Source organism: Marinobacter sp. SS13-12 (genome assembly GCF_030227115.1).
GTDB lineage: Bacteria > Pseudomonadota > Gammaproteobacteria > Pseudomonadales > Oleiphilaceae > Marinobacter.
On record NZ_JASSUA010000002.1, the window covers coordinates 54,017 to 71,205 of the forward strand.

Consider the following 17,189-nt stretch of genomic DNA (forward strand, 5'->3'; position numbering starts at 1 on the left):
CCGGACCCCCTGAAATCGGTTGACATGGAAGTTATGATACAATAACTTCGTTTGATATTCGTCAATGGTATCGAATTTTACCGGGAGCGAAGAAAACAGGATTGGTGTGATCAAGGATGAAGTAACAAAACATACTCAAGCCCCTGCACAATTCGGGAGAACAAAAACAATGCTTAAAACTATGATGCGTCGCGCAGGAAAATGCGCAGCCGTTGCTGCTGCCGGTCTCATGATGATGAGTGCCCAGGCAGCTGAACCTATCAAAATCGGGTCGTTCCTGTCTGTCACGGGTCCGGCATCCTTCCTGGGCGACCCCGAGCTGAAAACGCTCGAGATGTACGTCGAAAAAATCAATGAAGAAGGCGGTGTTCTGGGGCGTCAGCTGGAGCTGATTCACTATGACGACGTTGGCAACGCTTCTTCTGCCCGTAACTTCGCCAGCCGCCTGATCCGCTCGGACCAGGTTGATATCATCGTTGGTGGCAGCACCACCGGTGCTACCATGGCAGCGGTTCCGCTGATCGAGCAGGCACAGGTTCCGTTCATTTCTCTGGCTGGTGCCGTAGTGATTACTACCCCGGTGAAGAAGTGGGTGTTCAAGACACCTCAATCTGACCGCATGGCAGCAGAGCGTATCCTGAGTGACATGAAAGACCGTGGTATCACCAAAATCGGCCTGATTTCCGGTACCGGTGGTTTTGGCAGTTCCGGCCGCACCCAGACTCTGGAAGTGGCAGAGAAGATGGGCATGGAAGTGGTGGCCGATGTCACCTACAGCGGATCTGATACAGACATGACCGCCCAGTTGACCAATATCCGTAACACGAAGGGTGTTGAGGCGGTTCTGAACTTCGGTTTCGGTCAGGGCCCGGCCATCGTGACCCGGAACTACGCCCAGCTGGGTATGGAACTTCCGTTCTATCAGTCCCACGGTGTGGCGTCTGACAGCTTCCTCGAACTGGCTGGATCCTCTGCCGAAGGCCTCCGCCTGCCGGCATCTCCGCTGCTGGTTCCGGATTCCCTGCCGAACGATGACCCACAGAAAGAAGTGGTGCAGAACTATAAGGCAGAGTACGAAGCTCGCTGGGACTCCAAGGTTTCAACCTTTGGCGCCTACGCCTACGACGGCCTGATGCTGGCGGTTCGCGCTATTGAAGAAGCGGGCTCTACTGACCCTGAGGCTGTTCGTGACGCGCTGGAAAATATCCAGGGCTATGTTGGTGTGACCGGTGAATTCAATATGTCTCCGGAAGACCACAATGGCCTTGATGCAGATTCCTTCCGCATTCTGGAAGTCCAGAACGGCGAATGGAAACTGATTAACTGATATCCCTTTCACCTGTCTCGCGGTTGGCGGCTGTCCTTTCGGATAAGTCGCCAGCCGATGTTCGACCGGAACCACCGCTATGCTCGCAGAATTCTTACAATACCTGTTCACCGGGATTACTATCGGTGCGACCTACGCCCTGATAGCCCTCGGTTTTACCCTGATTTACAACGCCAGCCATGTCATCAACTTTGCCCAGGGCGAATTCCTGATGATCGGGGGCATGGCGACAGTTTCCCTCACGGCCATGGGCGTACCCATGGTGTTTGCAGTCGTGCTGGCAATCATTCTGGCCGGTGTGCTGGGGATTGCCCTTCAGCGCCTGGCCATTGCGCCCGCCAAACAGGCGGATGTGGTAACCCTGATCATCATTACCATTGGTGCATCCATCTTTATTCGCGGTATTGCCCAGGTGGTATGGGGCAAGGAATACCATGTGATGCAGAACTTCAGCACGGACCAGCCTATCCAGGTGTTTGGCGCGGTGCTGAACAGCCAGAGCCTGTGGGTGCTGGGTATTGGTGCGGTGATGGTCGTAGCCTTGGTGCTTTTCTTCACCAAGACGCTGATTGGCAAGGCGATTCTGGCAACCTCCATGAACAAGGAAGCAGCTCGCCTGGTGGGTATCCGCACCCAGATGGTGTTGATGCTGGCATTCATGGTGTCTGCGTTGTTGGGGTCGGTCGCCGGTATTGTCGTCGCACCAATTACCTTCACTTCCTATGACATCGGGATCATTCTCGGCCTGAAAGGTTTTGTCGCTGCAGCGATTGGCGGGCTTGGCAGCGGTGTCGGTGCGGTTGTCGGTGGCCTGGCCCTGGGCATTGTTGAAGCCATGGCGGCCGGTTATATCTCTTCCGATTACAAGGATGCAGTCGCGTTTTCCATGATTCTGTTGGTGCTCTTCTTCATGCCCCGCGGACTCTTCGGCGCCAAAGTTGTGGAGCGTGTCTGATGTTGAATCGATTTATGCAGTCCCGTCTCCGGGGCCTGATGGTTCTCACACTGATCCTGATTGTTGTGCCGGCTTTTCTGAGCAACCCCTTTCATTATGAGCTGGCTACCCAGATAGCCATTATTGCCGCTACGGTGGTCGGCCTGAACCTGCTGGTAGGCTTTGCGGGGCAGATCAGCCTTGGTCACGCCGGGTTCTTTGGTCTCGGCGCCTACTTCACAGGGATAGCTACGGGAACCTATGGCTGGCCGTCTGTGCCGGCGCTGCTGGCAGGTGCTGCCGTTGTTGGGATTATTGCCTGGGTTGTCGGGCGTCCGATCCTGCGTCTTAAAGGGCATTACCTCTCCATGGCAACCCTTGCAGTGGGTTTTATTATTGCCATTATCCTGAACAACGAACGGGCCATTACCGGCGGCCCCGACGGTATGCCGGTCCCGGCTTTCGAAGTGTTCGGCTGGGAGCTCAGTTCATTTGGCGCATACTCATTATTCGGGCTGGAGATTTCCGGCGTTCAGGCCTGGTATATGTTCGCCAGTGCTGTTCTTCTCGTGGCGGTCTGGTTTGCCCTGAACCTGATTGAATCTCCCATTGGCCGGGCCTTGCGCTCCGTGCATGGTTCGGAAGTGGCGGCCAGTGTGGTGGGCGTCAATACAGCGAAGTACAAAAGCCTCGTGTTCGTGATCTCTGCCATTTACGCCAGCCTGATGGGTGGCCTCTACGCTCACTTCCAGGGCTTTATCACGCCCGCAGTGGCAAGCTTCGAGTTCTCCATTCTCTTTATCACCATGGTTGTGCTCGGTGGCATGGGATCCACATTCGGTGTGATTCTCGGTGCCGTGGTGCTGAAGCTGTTGCCGCAGGTGCTGGCGGACTTCCAGGAACTCGAGACTGTCATGTTCGGCCTGATCCTGATGTTGACCATGATCTTCATGCCCAAGGGGCTGTTACCAACGCTGACTGCCGTTGTTTCCAAAAGAATGCGCAAGAAAGCGGGAGGTGAGGCATGACAGCACTGGTTGAAGTAAAAGGGCTGGACAAGGCCTTTGGTGGCGTTCATGCGGTGGAAGGCGTCAGCTTCGCCGTGGAGGCGGGGCAGGTCTATTCTGTCATCGGCCCGAACGGTGCCGGAAAAACCACGCTGTTCAACCTGATCACCGGTCTCTATATCCCCACCAAGGGTGAGATTCTGCTGAATGGTGAGAGTACCGCCAGGCTGGAACCAAACGAGCTTGCGGAACGGGGTATGTGCCGGACGTTTCAGCAGATGCAGATCTGTATGAACATGACCGCCATCGAGAACGTGATGCTCGGCCGGCACCTTCAGCTCAAGAGCAACCTGTTCACCACACTGTTCCGCTTGCCCGCTTTACGCCGGGACGAGGAGTTTGCGTACAAGCGCGCCGCTGAACTCATGGAATACGTGGGGTGTGGCGAGTACGTGGGTGCCGAAGCCTCTGCGATGTCCTACGGTGCGCTCAAGCGACTGGAGATTGCCCGGGCCCTGGCGGCGGAACCCAAGGTCATCCTGCTGGATGAGCCGGCCGCAGGCCTGAACGCCACGGAGACCGCAGCCCTGGAGGACCTGATCCGGAAAATAGCGGATCAGGGCATAACCGTGATGCTGGTTGAGCACGATATGAAACTGGTGATGGGGATATCCGACCGGTTGCTGGTGCTTAACTATGGTCGCGTTCTGGCCGAAGGCACGCCCGAGGAAATCCGTCAGAACCCTGACGTTATCGCCGCCTATCTGGGTGGCTGAGCAAGGAGACATTTCACATGAGCGAGCAACAGACTGAAATGGCGCCTGCCCGGTCACGCAGTGAGCAGGCCGTCCGAATTATTGTGCACGAACATCAGGCGCTGTGGCGGATCCTTGATCTGCTGGATCAGCTTCTGAGTGATATGAATGTCAATGACCAGCGGCCGGATGAGCGGCTGCTCAAGACAATCTTTGATTACATTCAGCACTTCTCCCAGCGGGTGCACAGTACGCCCACGGACATTGAGCTCTACAAGCGGCTCAGTGAGAAGTCCCCCGAGACAGCGCCCCTGCTTGAGAAGCTGGCCAAGGGCTATGTGATCGGGCATGAAAAGCTTCTTGAGTTGCGCCAGCTGCTGGCGGAATGCGAAGAAGGCTGGCCGGAAGGGCGTGAGGAATTCAGTCATGCCCTGGCACGTTTCACGGAAGCCCTTCGCAAGCATATCCGCAAGGAAGAGGGCGTGGTTATTCCCCGGGCCCGGAAACTGCTGACCGAGGAAGACTGGCAGCAGATCATCGAAGCGCGGGATGTGGAAAACGACCCCTTGTTTGGTGAACGGGTGCGGGAAGAGTTCCGGGAGCTGCGCCACCAGATTGTCAGTTACACACCGGAGAAATTCGGGGGGCTGGGTCTCAAGCACGCAGACCGGGTGACTGCGCCTCACGCAAAACAGGAAATGCTGTCCATCAAGGGGCTTGTCACGTCCTATGGCCAGATCGAGGTTCTGCATGATGTGGACATCCACATCAACAGTGGCGAGATTGTCTCCCTGGTGGGCGCCAACGGAGCTGGCAAATCCACACTGCTGATGACGATCTCGGGGCTGCAGCCTACAGACCGTGGCGCGATCACCTTTGAGGGCAAGGATCTGGCGAAGATCCCTGCCGATCAGCGGGTGGCCGATGGCATTGTTCAGGTGCCGGAGGGGAGACAGGTGTTCAAGGACCTCAGTGTTCATGACAACCTTTTGCTGGGCGCCTACACGCGTGGCAAGACGCCTGAGGTGATGGATGACCTGGAGCGCATGTACACCAAGTTCCCCATCCTTCGCCAGAAGCGCCACAACCTGGCCGGTGAGCTGTCCGGAGGTCAACAGCAGATGCTGGCCATGGGGCGGGCCCTGATGGCCAAGCCAAGGTTGTTGCTTATGGATGAGCCCAGCATGGGCCTGGCGCCGTTGATCATCGAAGAGATCTTCAACATCGTCAAAGAGTTGAAGGAAGAGGGCATCACCATTTTCCTGGTGGAGCAGAATGCGTCCCAGGCGCTGGCTCTGGCCGACCGTGGTTATGTGCTTGAAACCGGCAAAGTGGTTATTGAGGGCACTGGCCGTGAACTGCTCAGCAATGAGAAAGTTCGTGAGGCGTACCTGGGCATGTGATGTTCCCGGAATGTCTGCATCAGTTGCAGGATCGGGTCCTGTGGCAGCGGCTTGAGGGTCTCAAACATGGTTCGCTTCCTTATCGGCCGGTTGGGTACGGATGAGGGTGGAGCGGCCAGTGTCCAGCGCCTTGATCAGCTGGGTCTGTTTTTCCCGGATGCCTTCTGCTGCCTGTTCGCGCACCGGCCCGTAGCCCCTGACGTCGGCTGGCAGCTCGGCCAGTTGCAGGAAAGTTTCGTAGTTGCTGGCGTCCAGTTCCCGGCCAATACGAGCCACCAGGTTTTGATAGTCCTTCAACATGGCGCGATCCAGCTTCCGGTCTGCTGAGTAACTGAAGGGATCCACCGCGGTTCCGCGCAGGCTGCGGAATTTTGCCAGCAGCCTGAAGGCCCGGAACATCCAGGGACCGAATCGGCGCTTCTTCGGACGTCCCTGGGCATCGGTTTCCTTGCTGAGCAGGGGCGGGGCCAGGTGAAAGTGGACCTTGAAGTCACCTTCAAAGGTTTCCTTCACTTCCTTCATGAAGTCGGTTTCCGCGAACAGCCGGGCCACTTCGTACTCGTCCTTGTAGGCCATGACGCGATACAGTTGCTGCGCCACGGCCCGGGTCAGGAGCAGGTTTGTCTGTCCCAGGGCTTCCTCGGCCTTCCGGACTTCCGCAACACTGGCCCGGTACTGATCGGCCCAGCGCCGGTTCTGATAGTTGACCAGATGGCCATGACGGGTCTCGATCAGCTCATCAAGGGTCGGCTCGGACTGGGCGTTCACAACCTTCGCGCCGCCGGTGTCCAGCAAGTCCGTTACCGCGCTCAGATCAACAGCGGCCACGCGGCCCCAGCCGAAGGCTTCCTTGTTGCGATCAATCGCCACGCCGTTGAGCTCGATGGCCTTCATCAAGGCCGCTTCAGACAGGGGCAGCAGTCCTTTCTGCCAGGCAAAGCCGAGCATCATCACGTTGGAGAATACGGTGTCGCCCATCAGCTTCTCGGCGATGCCATTGGCGTCGAGCTGATTGAAATGGTCCTGACCGACCGCATCTCGGAGCAGGCCCAGTCGCTTGTCGGCCTTCATGTCGGCATCGCGGAAGAGCACGTAATCGGCGGTAGGCAGTTCCGCTTCGTTGGCTACAATCCGGGTGTGATTCGGCCTCAGTACACTCAGGGCTTTCTGGGAGGACGCCACCACCAGGTCACAGGCGATAATCGCATCGGCCTGGCCGTTGCTGATCCGAACCTGGTGGAGCTTGTCCGGAGACGGCGCCATGCGCACATAGCTCAGAACGGTGCCACCCTTCTGGGCGAAGCCCATGAAATCCAGTACCGAGGCACCCCGGGATTCCAGGTGCGCGGCCATGGTGATCAGCTGTCCCACGGTGACCACGCCTGTGCCACCGACGCCGCCAACGAGCAGGTCATAGGAGCCGGTCATCGCCGGCAGTTCCGGAGCAGGAATGTTGGCCAGTTTGCCGGTCAGTACCGAGCCGGTGTCCATACCCCGGGATTTGCGCAGCTGCCCGCCTTCAATGGTGACAAAGCTGGGGCAGAAGCCGTTGACGCAGGAAAAGTCCTTGTTGCACGAAGACTGGTCGATCTTGCGCTTACGGCCCAGCTCGGTTTTGCGGGGCACAACGGAGAGGCAGTTGGACTGCACCGAGCAATCGCCACAACCCTCGCAGACGTGATGGTTGATGAATGCCCGCTTTGCCGGGTCCGGGAACTGATTGCGCTTGCGGCGCCGGCGCTTTTCAGCGGCACAGGTCTGGTCGTAGATCAGCACGGTGCATCCCGGAATGTCCCGCAATTCGCGCTGAACCGTATCCAGTTCGGAGCGATCGTGGAAGGTGACGTCCTTCGGGAACTGGTCTTTATGGCCATCGTATTTTTCCGGCTCATCACTGAGCACCACGACCCTGCGAACACCTTCGGCTGCCATCTGCTGGGCAATCATGGGCACGGTGATCTGTCCATCGACCGGCTGGCCGCCAGTCATGGCCACGGCATCGTTGAACAGTATCTTGTAGGTGATGTTGATGCCTGCCGCCACGGCCTGGCGGATGGCCATGGAGCCGGAGTGGAAATAGGTGCCTTCACCCAGGTTCTGAAACACGTGGGGGTTACCGATATAACGGCTCTTGCCGATCCAGTTGACGCCTTCGCCACCCATCTGAATCAGGGATTCCGTGTTGCGGCCCATCCAGGAGGCCATGAAGTGGCAGCCTATGCCGGCCAGAGCCTTGCTGCCTTCCGGGACCTTGGTGGACGTGTTGTGGGGGCAGCCGGAGCAGAAATAGGGCATCCGCTTTACACCACCCGGGTCCTGGGCATTGGACATGGCGCTGATCTCGGCCATGCGCTCGCTGAAGTCCAGCGAGAAGAACCGGCCAAGCCTGGCAGCCAGGAAACCGGCCACCAGTTTAGGGCTCAGTTCACCCACGTAGGGGATCAGCGGGCGGCCGAGCTCATCCTGTTTGCCGGTAATCAGCACTTTGCCGGGGCGGTCCGGCTCGGACATGGTTTCCTTGATCTGGCTCTCGATGATGCCCCGCTTTTCTTCAATGACCAGGACTTCTTCCTTGCCATGAACGAAGTTGAGAATGCCGCGCCGCTCCAGAGGCCAGACCATACCGATCTTGTAGATATCCAGCCCCATGTCGTGGGCCTTGTCTTCATCAATGCCCAACAGATCGAGGGCTTCGAGCAGGTCCAGGTGACCCTTGCCGGTGGTTACAATGCCGAAACGGGCTTCCGGGTTGTTGTACAGGCAGCGGTCAATGGGGTTGGCCCTGGCGAAGGCCTGCACGGCGGCCAGCTTGTGTTCGATCCGGGTTTCCAGTTGGGGCCCGGGCAGGTCCGGCCAGCGGTAGTGGAGGCCGCTTTCGGGCGCGGTGAAGTCATCGGGCGTGACAAACTCCGGCAGCGGGGGCAGCTCCACGGAGGCCGCGCTTTCAACCGTTTCCGATATTGCCTTGAAACCCACCCAGCAGCCGCTGTAACGGGACAGGGCATAGCCCCAGAGGCCGAATTCCAGGTACTCGGCCAGGCTGGCCGGGTTGATGGTGGGCATGAAGAAACTCATGAATGCCACATCGGACTGGTGGGGCATGGAGGAGGACACGCAGCCATGATCATCACCGGCAACCACCAAGACACCGCCGTGGGGGGATGAACCGTAGGTGGTGCCGTGTTTGAGGGCATCGCCAGCGCGGTCAACCCCGGGGCCTTTGCCATACCAGAGGCCGAATACGCCATCCACCTGCCGGTCATCATCGGTCTCTACCTGCTGGGTGCCCAGCATGATGGTGGCAGCCAGGTCTTCGTTAATCGCTGGCACGAAATCGATACGATTTTCATCGAGCAGGGTCTGGGCCTGCCAGAGCGCCTGGTCGTAGGCACCCAGGGGGGAACCCCGGTAGCCACTGACCATGCCGGCGGTGTTCAGCCCCTGCTTACGATCCAGGGTGGCCTGCATCAAAGGGATGCGGACCAGAGCCTGTGTTCCGGTCAGGAAAACCCGGCCTGATTCCCGCAGGTAGCGGTCTTCCAGTTTGTAATTGTCGAGCTGCGGGGTGTCGGCGGACATGGTGCCCTCCTTTTGTCGATTTTATAACCAGAATTCTAGAGGGAAGTCCGCAGAAGGTGCTTGCTTATTGGGTGAGGGTTGTCGGGGTTTGCGAAAGGATGTTTGATAAAAGACAATATTAAGCAAGAACCTTTGATAAAAATCAGGTGTTACCAAATGAAACAGGTCAATCTCGACAAACTGGATCGGCGGATCCTGTCGGTGCTTCAGCAGGACGGGCGCATCAGTAACCAGTTACTGGCAGAGCAGGTGGGGTTGTCGCCTGCGGCCTGCTGGCGGCGGGTACGGACTCTGGAGGAAAGCGGTGTCATTCGGGGATATAGCGCACGGTTGGACCCCGATCGCATCGGCCAGGGTTTGTGCGTGCTGGTCAACCTGTCATTACAGCGGCACACGATCGACAGCACTGCAGAGATTGAACAGCAGGTCAGCAGTTACCCGGAGGTACTCCAGTGTTTTGCGGTGACCGGCAATGCCGATTTCGTACTGAGGGTTATCGTGCCGGATATGGCCAGCTATGACCGCTTTCTGAATGAAAAGATCTTTACCTTGCAGGGCATTGCACAGGTGAATTCAAACTTTGCTTTGCGGGAGATCAAGAATACCGAGACCATCCCGGTGGATGGCCTGGTATGAGACGTCAATAATGCGAACCTGAACGTATCCCCCCGCAGGGCGGGGAGTAAGAGCGGTAGCCCGGTGTTACTCGGGCTTTTTGGCAACCAGTGTCAGGATGTCGTAGCTTGCAACCAGTTCGTCGTTCTGGTTCTGAACTTGAACATCCCAGACTACTACGCCCTGGGGGTGTCCATCCGGGGATGTCCGCCCCTGATCGATCTTGCGCTTGCAGGTCAGCCGCGCCCGGATGGTGTCTCCCGGGGCAACCGGCTCAATAAAGCGCAGAGTGTCCAGACCGTAGTTCGCCAGAACCGGGCCTTCGCCCGGATAAACGAACAGTCCGGCCGCCGCAGAAAGCACGAAGTAGCCATGGGCAATGCGCTTGCCGAACTGTGAGTCCCGCGCTGCAATTTCATCAAAGTGCATGTAGAAATGGTCGCCGGACAGGCAGCCGAAGTTGACAATATCCGCTTCGGTGACCGTGCGTCGGTGAGTCAGCAGGGATTCATTGATCTGCAGGTCTTCAAAGTGGCGACGGAATGGGTGCACGTCGGTTTCAATCAGATCAGCACCACGGACATACTCGCGGGTGACCGCTGCCAGCATGGTCGGGGAGCCCTGGATCGCCGTTCTCTGCAGGTAATGATGGACTGCACGGATACCACCGAGTTCTTCGCCACCACCGGCGCGACCCGGGCCGCCATGCTTGAGCATGGGCAGGGGTGAACCGTGGCCGGTGGACTCCTTCGCAGCTTCGGCATCCAGCAGGTGCAGACGTCCGTGGAAGGCCGCAAGCAGGGGAGCGATTCTGCCGGCAATGGCGGGATCCCGGGTGGTCAGGGTGGTGACCAGTGAGCCCCGACCCTGGGCGCACAAAGACACTGCGTCCTCAATGGTGTCGTAGGGAATCACCGTTGCTACCGGGCCAAAAGCCTCGATGTCATGCGCGCCACACCCATTTTCGGGGTTCCGGCACAGCAGCACGTGCGGCTCGATGAACGCACCGTTCTCGGTGCCCTCTCCAGTCGGTTTGAAGCTGCCTTCGCCACCCATGACACGTTCGCTGGTTTTCAGCAGTTCCCGGATGTTGGCTTTGACGTCTTCAAGCTGGTCGGTGGAGGCCAGGGCGCCCATGCGAACGCCCTCGACCGCAGGATCGCCGACGGTGACTTTCGACAGGCGCTCCTTGAGTTTCTCGCAGACAGCATCTACCTGGTCTTTCGGTACCAGGACCCGGCGGATAGCCGTACACTTCTGTCCCGCCTTCGCCGTCATCTCGCGGCCCACTTCCTTCACAAAGATATCGAATTCTTCGTGCTCGGGAGTCACGTCCGGCGCCAGGATGGCACTGTTCAGTGAGTCGGCCTCGGCGTTGAACGGAATCGAACGGTTGATGATGTTCGGATGATTCTTGAGCTTGCGAGCGGTTGCCGCCGAGCCAGTGAAGGTGACGACGTCCTGCTCTTCAAGGTGATCGAACAGGTCGCCGGTGCTGCCGATGATAAGCTGCAGGCTGCCTTCAGGCAGGGCGCCGGATTCCTGCATCAGGCGAACGGCGAGTTCGGTGACATAGCAGGTAGAGGTGGCCGGTTTCACAATGGAGGGCATGCCCGCCAGGAAGGTCGGCGCGAATTTTTCCAGCATGCCCCACACCGGGAAGTTATAGGCATCGATGTGCACGGCCACACCGCCACGGGGCACCAGGATATGGGTGCCGGCAAAGTGGTTGTTCTTGCCCAGTGGGGTCACCGGGCCTTCATGCACCACGTTGCCGGAGGGCAATTCGCGGCGGCCCATGCTGGCATAGGAGAACAGGGTGCCGAAACCGCCATCGATATCAATGCCGTTATCGCCCTTGGTAGAACCGGTATGCATCGACAGTGCGTAAAGCTCTTTCTTGTGTTCCTGGAGGTACATGGCCATGGCCTTCAGGGCCAGGGCACGCTCCTGGAAATCCATGGCCATCAGGTTCTTGCCGCCGACCTTGCGGCCGTACTCTGCGGCTTTCCCGAAATCGAGTGTATCGTCGTGGGTGTGCGCCACGATTTCGCCGTTGACGGCGCTGGGCAAAGCCTTGGCGGGCTTTTCACCGACCCACTGGCCGGCGATGAAACTTTTCAGGACTGACATGGGGAACTCCGTTTGTTTCTGAAACGCCAAGGCAAGCCCCGTGTGTGCGGGGCTTGCCTTGCTCGTGTCTTGGTGGGCTGGGCGGAAACTACATTTCGTCGTAGTCCAGAACCACCTTGTCGCTGACCGGGTAGCACTGGCAGGAAAGCACATAGCCGGCTTCCACTTCGTAGTCCTCCAGGGCAAAGTTCTGGTCCATTTCCACTTCGCCTTCCACGACCTTGGCGCGGCAGGTGGAACAGACGCCGGCTTTGCAGGAGAAGGGCAGATCTGCGCCTTCCTCGTTGCCGGCATCCAGAATGCTCTTGGTGTCACGAATCAGCGGGAAGGTCAGTGAGCGGCCATCGGCGATGACGGTCACTTCGCTGACAGACTGCGGGTCCACTTTGGACGGTGCCCTGTCCTTGCGAGCCTGGGGCGCACCACCGACCGGCGTGAACAGTTCGAAATGGATCCGGCTTTTGTCCATGCCATGACGAAGCAGCGAGTCCCGGACATCCTCGGTCATCAGCTGGGGGCCGCAGATGAAGGCGGCGGTGAGATCCTTGGCGTTGATCCAGTGATCAAACAGGGCGTCGCACTTGTCGTGGTCAATCCGCCCGTTGTACAGGTCAATGTCCTGCTCTTCACGGGTGAAGATATAAACCAGATTCAGGCGGGCCATGTATTCGTTCTTCAGGTCCTGGAGCTCATCCCGAAACATGGTGCTGCTGGTGGCCTTGTTGCCATAGAACAGCGTTACCTCGCTCTTGGGTTCGGTTTCCAGGGTGGTCTTGACGATCGACAGTATCGGGGTTATGCCACTGCCGGCAGCTACGGCCAGGTAATTGCCTTCCCGCTCGGGATCCAGGTCAATGGAGAAATGGCCCTGGGGCGGCATGACTTCCAGCGTCTGGCCTGGCTTCAGCTGCTCATTGGCAAACGTGGAGAAACGACCACCGGCAACCCGTTTGACCGCGATGCGCAGCTCCTGATCGTTGACGCTGCGGCAGATCGAATAGGAGCGGCGCACTTCCTCGCCATCCATCTGCGTTCTGACAATCAGGTGCTGGCCCTGTTTGTAGCTGAATTTGTCCGCCAGATCTTCCGGCAGGTCAAAAGCAAGTGATACGGCGTTTCTTGTTTCAGGTCTGACCTCTTTGAGGGTCAGTGAGTAGAATTTATTCATGATCGTATCGGCTCTAGATGCATTTGAAATAGTCGAAGGGCTCGAGGCATTCCTTGCAACGATAAAGTGCTTTGCAGGCGGTTGATCCGAATTCGCTGACCCGTTCAGTGTCGTTGCTGCCACAATGGGGGCAGGCAATGACGTCCGACTCCCCAAGCAGGGTCAGCTTGCTGGAGCTGCCCTCGGGCGGTGCAATTCCGAATGCCCGAAGCTTCTCTTTGCCTTCGGCTGTGATCCAGTCGGTGGTCCAGGCAGGGGTCAGCACCTGGTTGATTTTCGGATCCCGGAAGCCTGCGGCACGCATGGCTTCGGTAATCAGTTCCTCAATCAACTCGGTGGCGGGGCAGCCGGAATAGGTCGGGGTGACGTCAATGGACAGTTCTTTCCCGTCCCAGCGCACGGCACGAACAATGCCGAGTTCCACGACACTGACTGCCGGCACTTCGGGGTCTTTGACCTCCTCCAGAAGTGCCCAGATATCGTCCTCTGTCAGCAGATCGGGGCGGGCGTTTGCCGGCACCCGATCACTGGCAATCAGGATATCAACGGCTGACCTGTGGTCTGACTCACCATGTTGTGGCATCGGGATAGGCCCTCTGCAGGAACTGCATTTCTGCCAGAATGAAACCGAGGTGTTCGGTGTGCTCGCCGTGCTTTCCGCCCATATACATCCAGGCGTCTTCGGCGCCCGGTGTCAGGGTGGCCTGGGTGAGCACCTCGTTGACCATGCCGCGCCAGTCTGTAGCCAGCTGGTCGGGATCCGGGCCAATGCCCGCCTCGGCCAGGACACGATCGGTGTCGTCCGGAGTGATCAGTTCGCCGGTGAAGCGCCACAGGATATCAACCGCCTCCTGCATGCGTTGGTGGCTCTCTTCGGTGCCATCGCCCAGACGCTTGACCCACTCGGATGACCGGCGCAGGTGATAGGTAGCCTCTTTCAGGGCCTTGGCGGCGATACCGGCAATACGCTCGTCGCTGGATCCGGTCAGGCTCTTGAGTGTGAAGTAATGCCACACGTCGAAGAAAAACTGCCGGCCCATGGTGACCGCATAGTCCTCATTGGGCTGCTCGGTGAGCAGCAGGTTGCGGTAATTATGGGCATCGCGGCGGAACGCCAGCTTGTCGGCATCGCGGCCATCATCGATCAGCTCGGCAGCGTACTCGTACCAGTTGCGGGCCTGGCCGACGAGGTCGAGGGCAACGTTCATCAGTGCCATTTCTTCCTCAAGCGCCGGGGCCTTGCCGCACAGCTCGCACAGGCGCTGGCCCAGGATCATGTCGGAATCTGCCAGTCTCAGCAGGTATTCCTTTAATGCTTCTGCTTGTGTCATTGGATCCGCTCCTTACATGTGTCCGACTTCATCGGGCAGCTCGTAAAAAGAAGCGTGCCGGTAAATCTTGTCTTCCGACGGGTCGAAAAGTACTTCCTTCTCGTCGGATGCGGAGGCCGTGATGGTGTCGGAGGGCACGACCCAGATGCTCACGCCCTCATTACGGCGTGTGTACAGATCGCGGGCGTTTTCCATGGCCATCTCGGCGTCAGAGGCGTGCACGCTGCCCACGTGTTTGTGGTTCAGACCGTGCTTGGAGCGCACGAAGACTTCGTAAAGGCGCCATTCAGACATATTGCATTCCTCCGGTATCAAGCGGCTTGTGCGCGCTGTTTTTGTTTTTTGGCATAGGCGACCGCCGCTTCGCGGACCCATGCGCCTTCGTCAATTGCTTTCTTGCGAGTATTGATACGCTCGCGGTTACAAGGGCCGTTACCCTTGAGAACGTCGTAGAATTCCTGCCAGTTGATCTCACCGAAATCGTAGTGGCCGGTTTCTTCGTTCCATTTCAGGTCCGGATCCGGCGCGGTGCACCCCAGGAATTCGAGCTGTGGAATGGTCTGGTCGATGAACATCTGGCGCAGTTCGTCGTTGCTCTTGCGCTTGATCTTCCATGCCAGGGACTGCTGTGAGTTCGGGGACTCGTCATCGTGCGGGCCGAACATCATCAGGGCCGGCCACCACAGGCGGTTGATGGCGTCCTGCACCATGGCTTTCTGTTCGTCCGTGCCTTCACGCATCATGTCCAGCAGGATCTGGTATCCCTGGCGCTGGTGGAAGCTCTCTTCTTTACAGATGCGAACCATGGCGCGGGAGTAGGGGCCATAGGAGGTACGCTGCAGTACAACCTGGTTGACGATGGCAGCACCATCCACCAGCCAGCCAACCGCACCCATATCCGCCCAGTTCAGGGTAGGGTAATTGAAGATGCTGGAGTACTTGGCTTTGCCCTGATGCAGTTTCTCGATTTCTTCATCGCGGTCTGCACCGAGGGTTTCCATGGCGCTGTACAGGTACAGGCCGTGGCCTGCTTCGTCCTGAATCTTGGCCATCAACTGAAGCTTGCGCTTGAGTGTGGGCGCGCGGGTAACCCAGTTGCCTTCCGGCAGCATACCGACCACTTCGGAGTGGGCGTGCTGGGAGATCTGGCGAACCAGCGTCTTGCGGTAGCCTTCAGGCATCCAGTTCTTGGGTTCGATCTTGGTTTCCGCGTCGACCTTTTCCTGAAATTCGCGCTCTTCGGGCGACATCTCTTCCAGGGTCTTCAGGCGCTTGGCGCCGGTTTCAACGAGCTGAGCGTACATAAAATACCTCCGGATCGGGCTTGTTGTTCTGAAGCTCCGTGAACACTGGCACCCTCAAGTAACACCAGAGGGCGAATAACTCCATATTATATGATACTGAATAAATATCAAGAATAGTCTTTGTGTGTCATGTTATATCTCAAGTATCGCTTGATAAAGCTTACCTGCATGATTTAAATGGTAAAAATCATGATACGTGAACAAATGCTATCGAGATCGTTGGTCGGAAAGTGAAATTAAATCGACGTCTTTGGGTGGGCTGCGGTCAGGGGGCGCCGCAAGGACGGCGGGCCGCCCCCTGGGAGTCATGCAGGTTTATTGTTTGCGGCGGTCAAATACACGCTTGGCCTTGCCTTCGGAGCGGGCCAGGCGATTGGTTTCCACCACCTCGACACGGGTGCTGATGCCAATGTAGGACTTGATGTGGTGGGCCAGTTCCTTGGCTGCCGCGGCACGACTTTCGCTGGTGTCCGTTGCGCCAGGTTTCAGCTCGGTCCGGATGTCCACGCAGTCCAGGTTGCCTTCCTTGTAAACCTCGATCTCATAGTGCGGCGCCAGGGCCTCGCATTTCAGCACCTGTTCCTCGATCTGGCTCGGGAACACGTTTACACCACGGATAATCAGCATGTCGTCACTGCGGCCGGTGATCTTGTCAATCCGGCGCATCGGGCGCGCGGTTCCTGGCAGCAGGCGGGTGAGATCCCGGGTGCGGTAACGCAGGATCGGCAGCGCCACCTTGGTCAGCGAGGTAAATACCAGTTCGCCGTATTCACCGTCGGGCAGCACTTCGCCAGTTTCCGGGTTGATAATTTCCGGGTAGAAATGGTCTTCCCAGATGGTCGGGCCATCCTTGGTTTCGACACACTCCATACCAACGCCGGGGCCCATGACTTCGGACAGGCCGTAGATATCCAGGGCCTGGATACCGAGGCGTTCTTCAATCTCGGTACGCATGGCGTTGGTCCAGGGTTCCGCCCCGAAGATACCCAGGCGCAGGGGCAGCTTGTGGGGATCAATACCCTGGCGGTCCATCTCGTCGGCGATGTTCAGCATATAGGAGGGCGTCACCATGATGATGTCGGGCTCGAAGTCCTTGATCAGCTGGACCTGTTTCTCGGTCTGGCCGCCAGACATAGGGATAACGGTGCATCCGAGGCGTTCGGCACCGTAGTGGGCGCCAAGGCCGCCGGTAAACAGGCCATAGCCATAGGCAACATGGACTTTGTCGCCGCGGGAGCCCCCGCCTGCCCGGATAGACCGTGCCACGATGTCGGCCCAGGTGTTGATGTCACTCTGGGTATAGCCGACGACGGTCGGCTTGCCGGTGGTACCGCTTGATGCGTGCACCCGCACCACGTCGGACATGGGGGTGGCAAACATGCCGAACGGGTAGTTGTCGCGCAGATTCGCCTTGGTCGTAAACGGCACCTTGGCGAGATCATCCAGGGAATGGATGTCCATCGGCTTGAGGCCGAGATCGTCAAAGGCCTTCCGGTAGAATGGCACGTTGGTGTAGGCATGGACGACGCTCCAGCGCAGGCGCTGCAGTTGTTCGTGGCGCAGCTCGTCAATGCTGGCTGTCTCCATGCGGTCAAGTTTGCCAAGTTTTTGCAGTGGTAAGCTCATGATTCTG

At 58.3% G+C, this 17,189-nt stretch carries 14 protein-coding genes and 1 pseudogene; 7 read left to right on the forward strand and 8 right to left on the reverse strand.

Annotation, left to right across the window (positions count from 1 at the left end; translation table 11 throughout):
* The first annotated feature begins 169 nt into the window (after nucleotides 1-169).
* The 6 genes and pseudogenes from QPL94_RS13225 (at nucleotide 170) to QPL94_RS13250 (ending at nucleotide 5,426) form a co-directional block, all read left to right on the forward strand.
* Nucleotides 170-1,327, forward strand: coding sequence for an ABC transporter substrate-binding protein (locus tag QPL94_RS13225; protein WP_285358008.1), 1,158 nt, complete (start codon nucleotides 170-172; stop codon nucleotides 1,325-1,327).
* A 79-nt stretch (nucleotides 1,328-1,406) separates the two neighbouring features.
* Nucleotides 1,407-2,282: a branched-chain amino acid ABC transporter permease gene (locus tag QPL94_RS13230; protein ID WP_150993466.1), complete on the forward strand. Its 876-nt coding sequence runs from the start codon at nucleotides 1,407-1,409 to the stop codon at nucleotides 2,280-2,282.
* Nucleotides 2,282-3,289, forward strand: a complete 1,008-nt coding sequence (locus QPL94_RS13235) for a branched-chain amino acid ABC transporter permease (protein ID WP_285358011.1) — start codon at nucleotides 2,282-2,284, stop codon at nucleotides 3,287-3,289. Before QPL94_RS13230 ends, QPL94_RS13235 begins: the two co-directional genes overlap by 1 nt.
* Entirely contained in the window at nucleotides 3,286-4,044 is a 759-nt protein-coding gene (locus QPL94_RS13240) for an ABC transporter ATP-binding protein (RefSeq protein ID WP_285358012.1), read from the forward strand. The genes QPL94_RS13235 and QPL94_RS13240 overlap by 4 nt, the downstream gene beginning before the upstream one ends.
* 38 nt (nucleotides 4,045-4,082) lie before the next feature.
* A pseudogene (locus QPL94_RS13245) lies at nucleotides 4,083-4,511 on the forward strand (hemerythrin domain-containing protein); the annotation flags it as partial.
* 210 nt (nucleotides 4,512-4,721) lie between these two features.
* The gene (locus QPL94_RS13250; protein WP_285358708.1) at nucleotides 4,722-5,426 is read left to right on the forward strand and encodes an ABC transporter ATP-binding protein; all 705 of its coding nucleotides are present in this window, start codon (nucleotides 4,722-4,724) and stop codon (nucleotides 5,424-5,426) included.
* Nucleotides 5,427-5,486: 60 nt separating this feature from the next.
* Here QPL94_RS13250 and QPL94_RS13255 read toward each other — a convergent pair whose 3' ends face one another.
* Nucleotides 5,487-9,005: an indolepyruvate ferredoxin oxidoreductase family protein gene (locus QPL94_RS13255; RefSeq protein ID WP_285358013.1), complete on the reverse strand. Its 3,519-nt coding sequence runs from the start codon at nucleotides 9,003-9,005 to the stop codon at nucleotides 5,487-5,489.
* Between the two features lie 156 nt (nucleotides 9,006-9,161).
* On the opposite strand from QPL94_RS13255, the gene QPL94_RS13260 reads away from it, so the two are divergent.
* Nucleotides 9,162-9,641 (forward strand): Lrp/AsnC family transcriptional regulator, encoded by a 480-nt coding sequence (locus QPL94_RS13260; RefSeq protein ID WP_285358015.1) that lies wholly within the window; start codon nucleotides 9,162-9,164, stop codon nucleotides 9,639-9,641.
* Nucleotides 9,642-9,707: 66 nt separating this feature from the next.
* On the opposite strand, the gene paaZ is transcribed toward QPL94_RS13260, so the two are convergent.
* The 7 genes from paaZ to paaK all read right to left on the reverse strand — a co-directional run bounded on the left by paaZ (nucleotide 9,708) and on the right by paaK (nucleotide 17,182).
* Nucleotides 9,708-11,753, reverse strand: a complete 2,046-nt coding sequence (gene paaZ / locus QPL94_RS13265) for a phenylacetic acid degradation bifunctional protein PaaZ (protein WP_285358017.1) — start codon at nucleotides 11,751-11,753, stop codon at nucleotides 9,708-9,710.
* 88 nt (nucleotides 11,754-11,841) lie between these two features.
* The gene (paaE, locus tag QPL94_RS13270) at nucleotides 11,842-12,921 is read right to left on the reverse strand and encodes a 1,2-phenylacetyl-CoA epoxidase subunit PaaE (RefSeq protein WP_285358019.1); all 1,080 of its coding nucleotides are present in this window, start codon (nucleotides 12,919-12,921) and stop codon (nucleotides 11,842-11,844) included.
* Between the two features lie 13 nt (nucleotides 12,922-12,934).
* On the reverse strand, nucleotides 12,935-13,504 hold the full coding sequence (gene paaD / locus QPL94_RS13275) for a 1,2-phenylacetyl-CoA epoxidase subunit PaaD (protein WP_285358021.1): 570 nt from the start codon (nucleotides 13,502-13,504) through the stop codon (nucleotides 12,935-12,937).
* Entirely contained in the window at nucleotides 13,488-14,252 is a 765-nt protein-coding gene (gene paaC / locus QPL94_RS13280; RefSeq protein WP_285358022.1) for a 1,2-phenylacetyl-CoA epoxidase subunit PaaC, read from the reverse strand. Before paaC ends, paaD begins: the two co-directional genes overlap by 17 nt.
* Before the next feature lie 12 nt (nucleotides 14,253-14,264).
* Complete coding sequence (gene paaB / locus QPL94_RS13285) at nucleotides 14,265-14,546, reverse strand: 1,2-phenylacetyl-CoA epoxidase subunit PaaB (RefSeq protein ID WP_027831090.1); 282 nt, start codon at nucleotides 14,544-14,546, stop codon at nucleotides 14,265-14,267.
* Nucleotides 14,547-14,563: 17 nt separating this feature from the next.
* Nucleotides 14,564-15,556, reverse strand: coding sequence for a 1,2-phenylacetyl-CoA epoxidase subunit PaaA (gene paaA, locus QPL94_RS13290; protein ID WP_285358024.1), 993 nt, complete (start codon nucleotides 15,554-15,556; stop codon nucleotides 14,564-14,566).
* A gap of 315 nt (nucleotides 15,557-15,871) precedes the next feature.
* Nucleotides 15,872-17,182 carry a phenylacetate--CoA ligase PaaK gene (paaK, locus tag QPL94_RS13295; protein WP_285358025.1) on the reverse strand — a complete coding sequence of 437 codons (1,311 nt, stop codon included), beginning with the start codon at nucleotides 17,180-17,182 and terminating at the stop codon, nucleotides 15,872-15,874.
* Between the last annotated feature and the right edge of the window lie 7 nt (nucleotides 17,183-17,189).

Coding starts and splice junctions, on each gene's coding strand:
- QPL94_RS13225 (WP_285358008.1), top strand. CDS start 170: ATGCTTAAAACTATGATGCGTCGCGCAGGAAAATGCGCAGCCGTTGCT.
- paaA (WP_285358024.1), bottom strand. CDS start 15,556: ATGTACGCTCAGCTCGTTGAAACCGGCGCCAAGCGCCTGAAGACCCTG.
- paaC (WP_285358022.1), bottom strand. CDS start 14,252: ATGACACAAGCAGAAGCATTAAAGGAATACCTGCTGAGACTGGCAGAT.
- QPL94_RS13230 (WP_150993466.1), top strand. CDS start 1,407: ATGCTCGCAGAATTCTTACAATACCTGTTCACCGGGATTACTATCGGT.
- QPL94_RS13260 (WP_285358015.1), top strand. CDS start 9,162: ATGAAACAGGTCAATCTCGACAAACTGGATCGGCGGATCCTGTCGGTG.
- QPL94_RS13255 (WP_285358013.1), bottom strand. CDS start 9,005: ATGTCCGCCGACACCCCGCAGCTCGACAATTACAAACTGGAAGACCGC.
- paaD (WP_285358021.1), bottom strand. CDS start 13,504: ATGCCACAACATGGTGAGTCAGACCACAGGTCAGCCGTTGATATCCTG.
- paaB (WP_027831090.1), bottom strand. CDS start 14,546: ATGTCTGAATGGCGCCTTTACGAAGTCTTCGTGCGCTCCAAGCACGGT.
- paaK (WP_285358025.1), bottom strand. CDS start 17,182: ATGAGCTTACCACTGCAAAAACTTGGCAAACTTGACCGCATGGAGACA.
- paaE (WP_285358019.1), bottom strand. CDS start 12,921: ATGAATAAATTCTACTCACTGACCCTCAAAGAGGTCAGACCTGAAACA.
- QPL94_RS13240 (WP_285358012.1), top strand. CDS start 3,286: ATGACAGCACTGGTTGAAGTAAAAGGGCTGGACAAGGCCTTTGGTGGC.
- paaZ (WP_285358017.1), bottom strand. CDS start 11,753: ATGTCAGTCCTGAAAAGTTTCATCGCCGGCCAGTGGGTCGGTGAAAAG.
- QPL94_RS13250 (WP_285358708.1), top strand. CDS start 4,722: ATGCTGTCCATCAAGGGGCTTGTCACGTCCTATGGCCAGATCGAGGTT.
- QPL94_RS13235 (WP_285358011.1), top strand. CDS start 2,282: ATGTTGAATCGATTTATGCAGTCCCGTCTCCGGGGCCTGATGGTTCTC.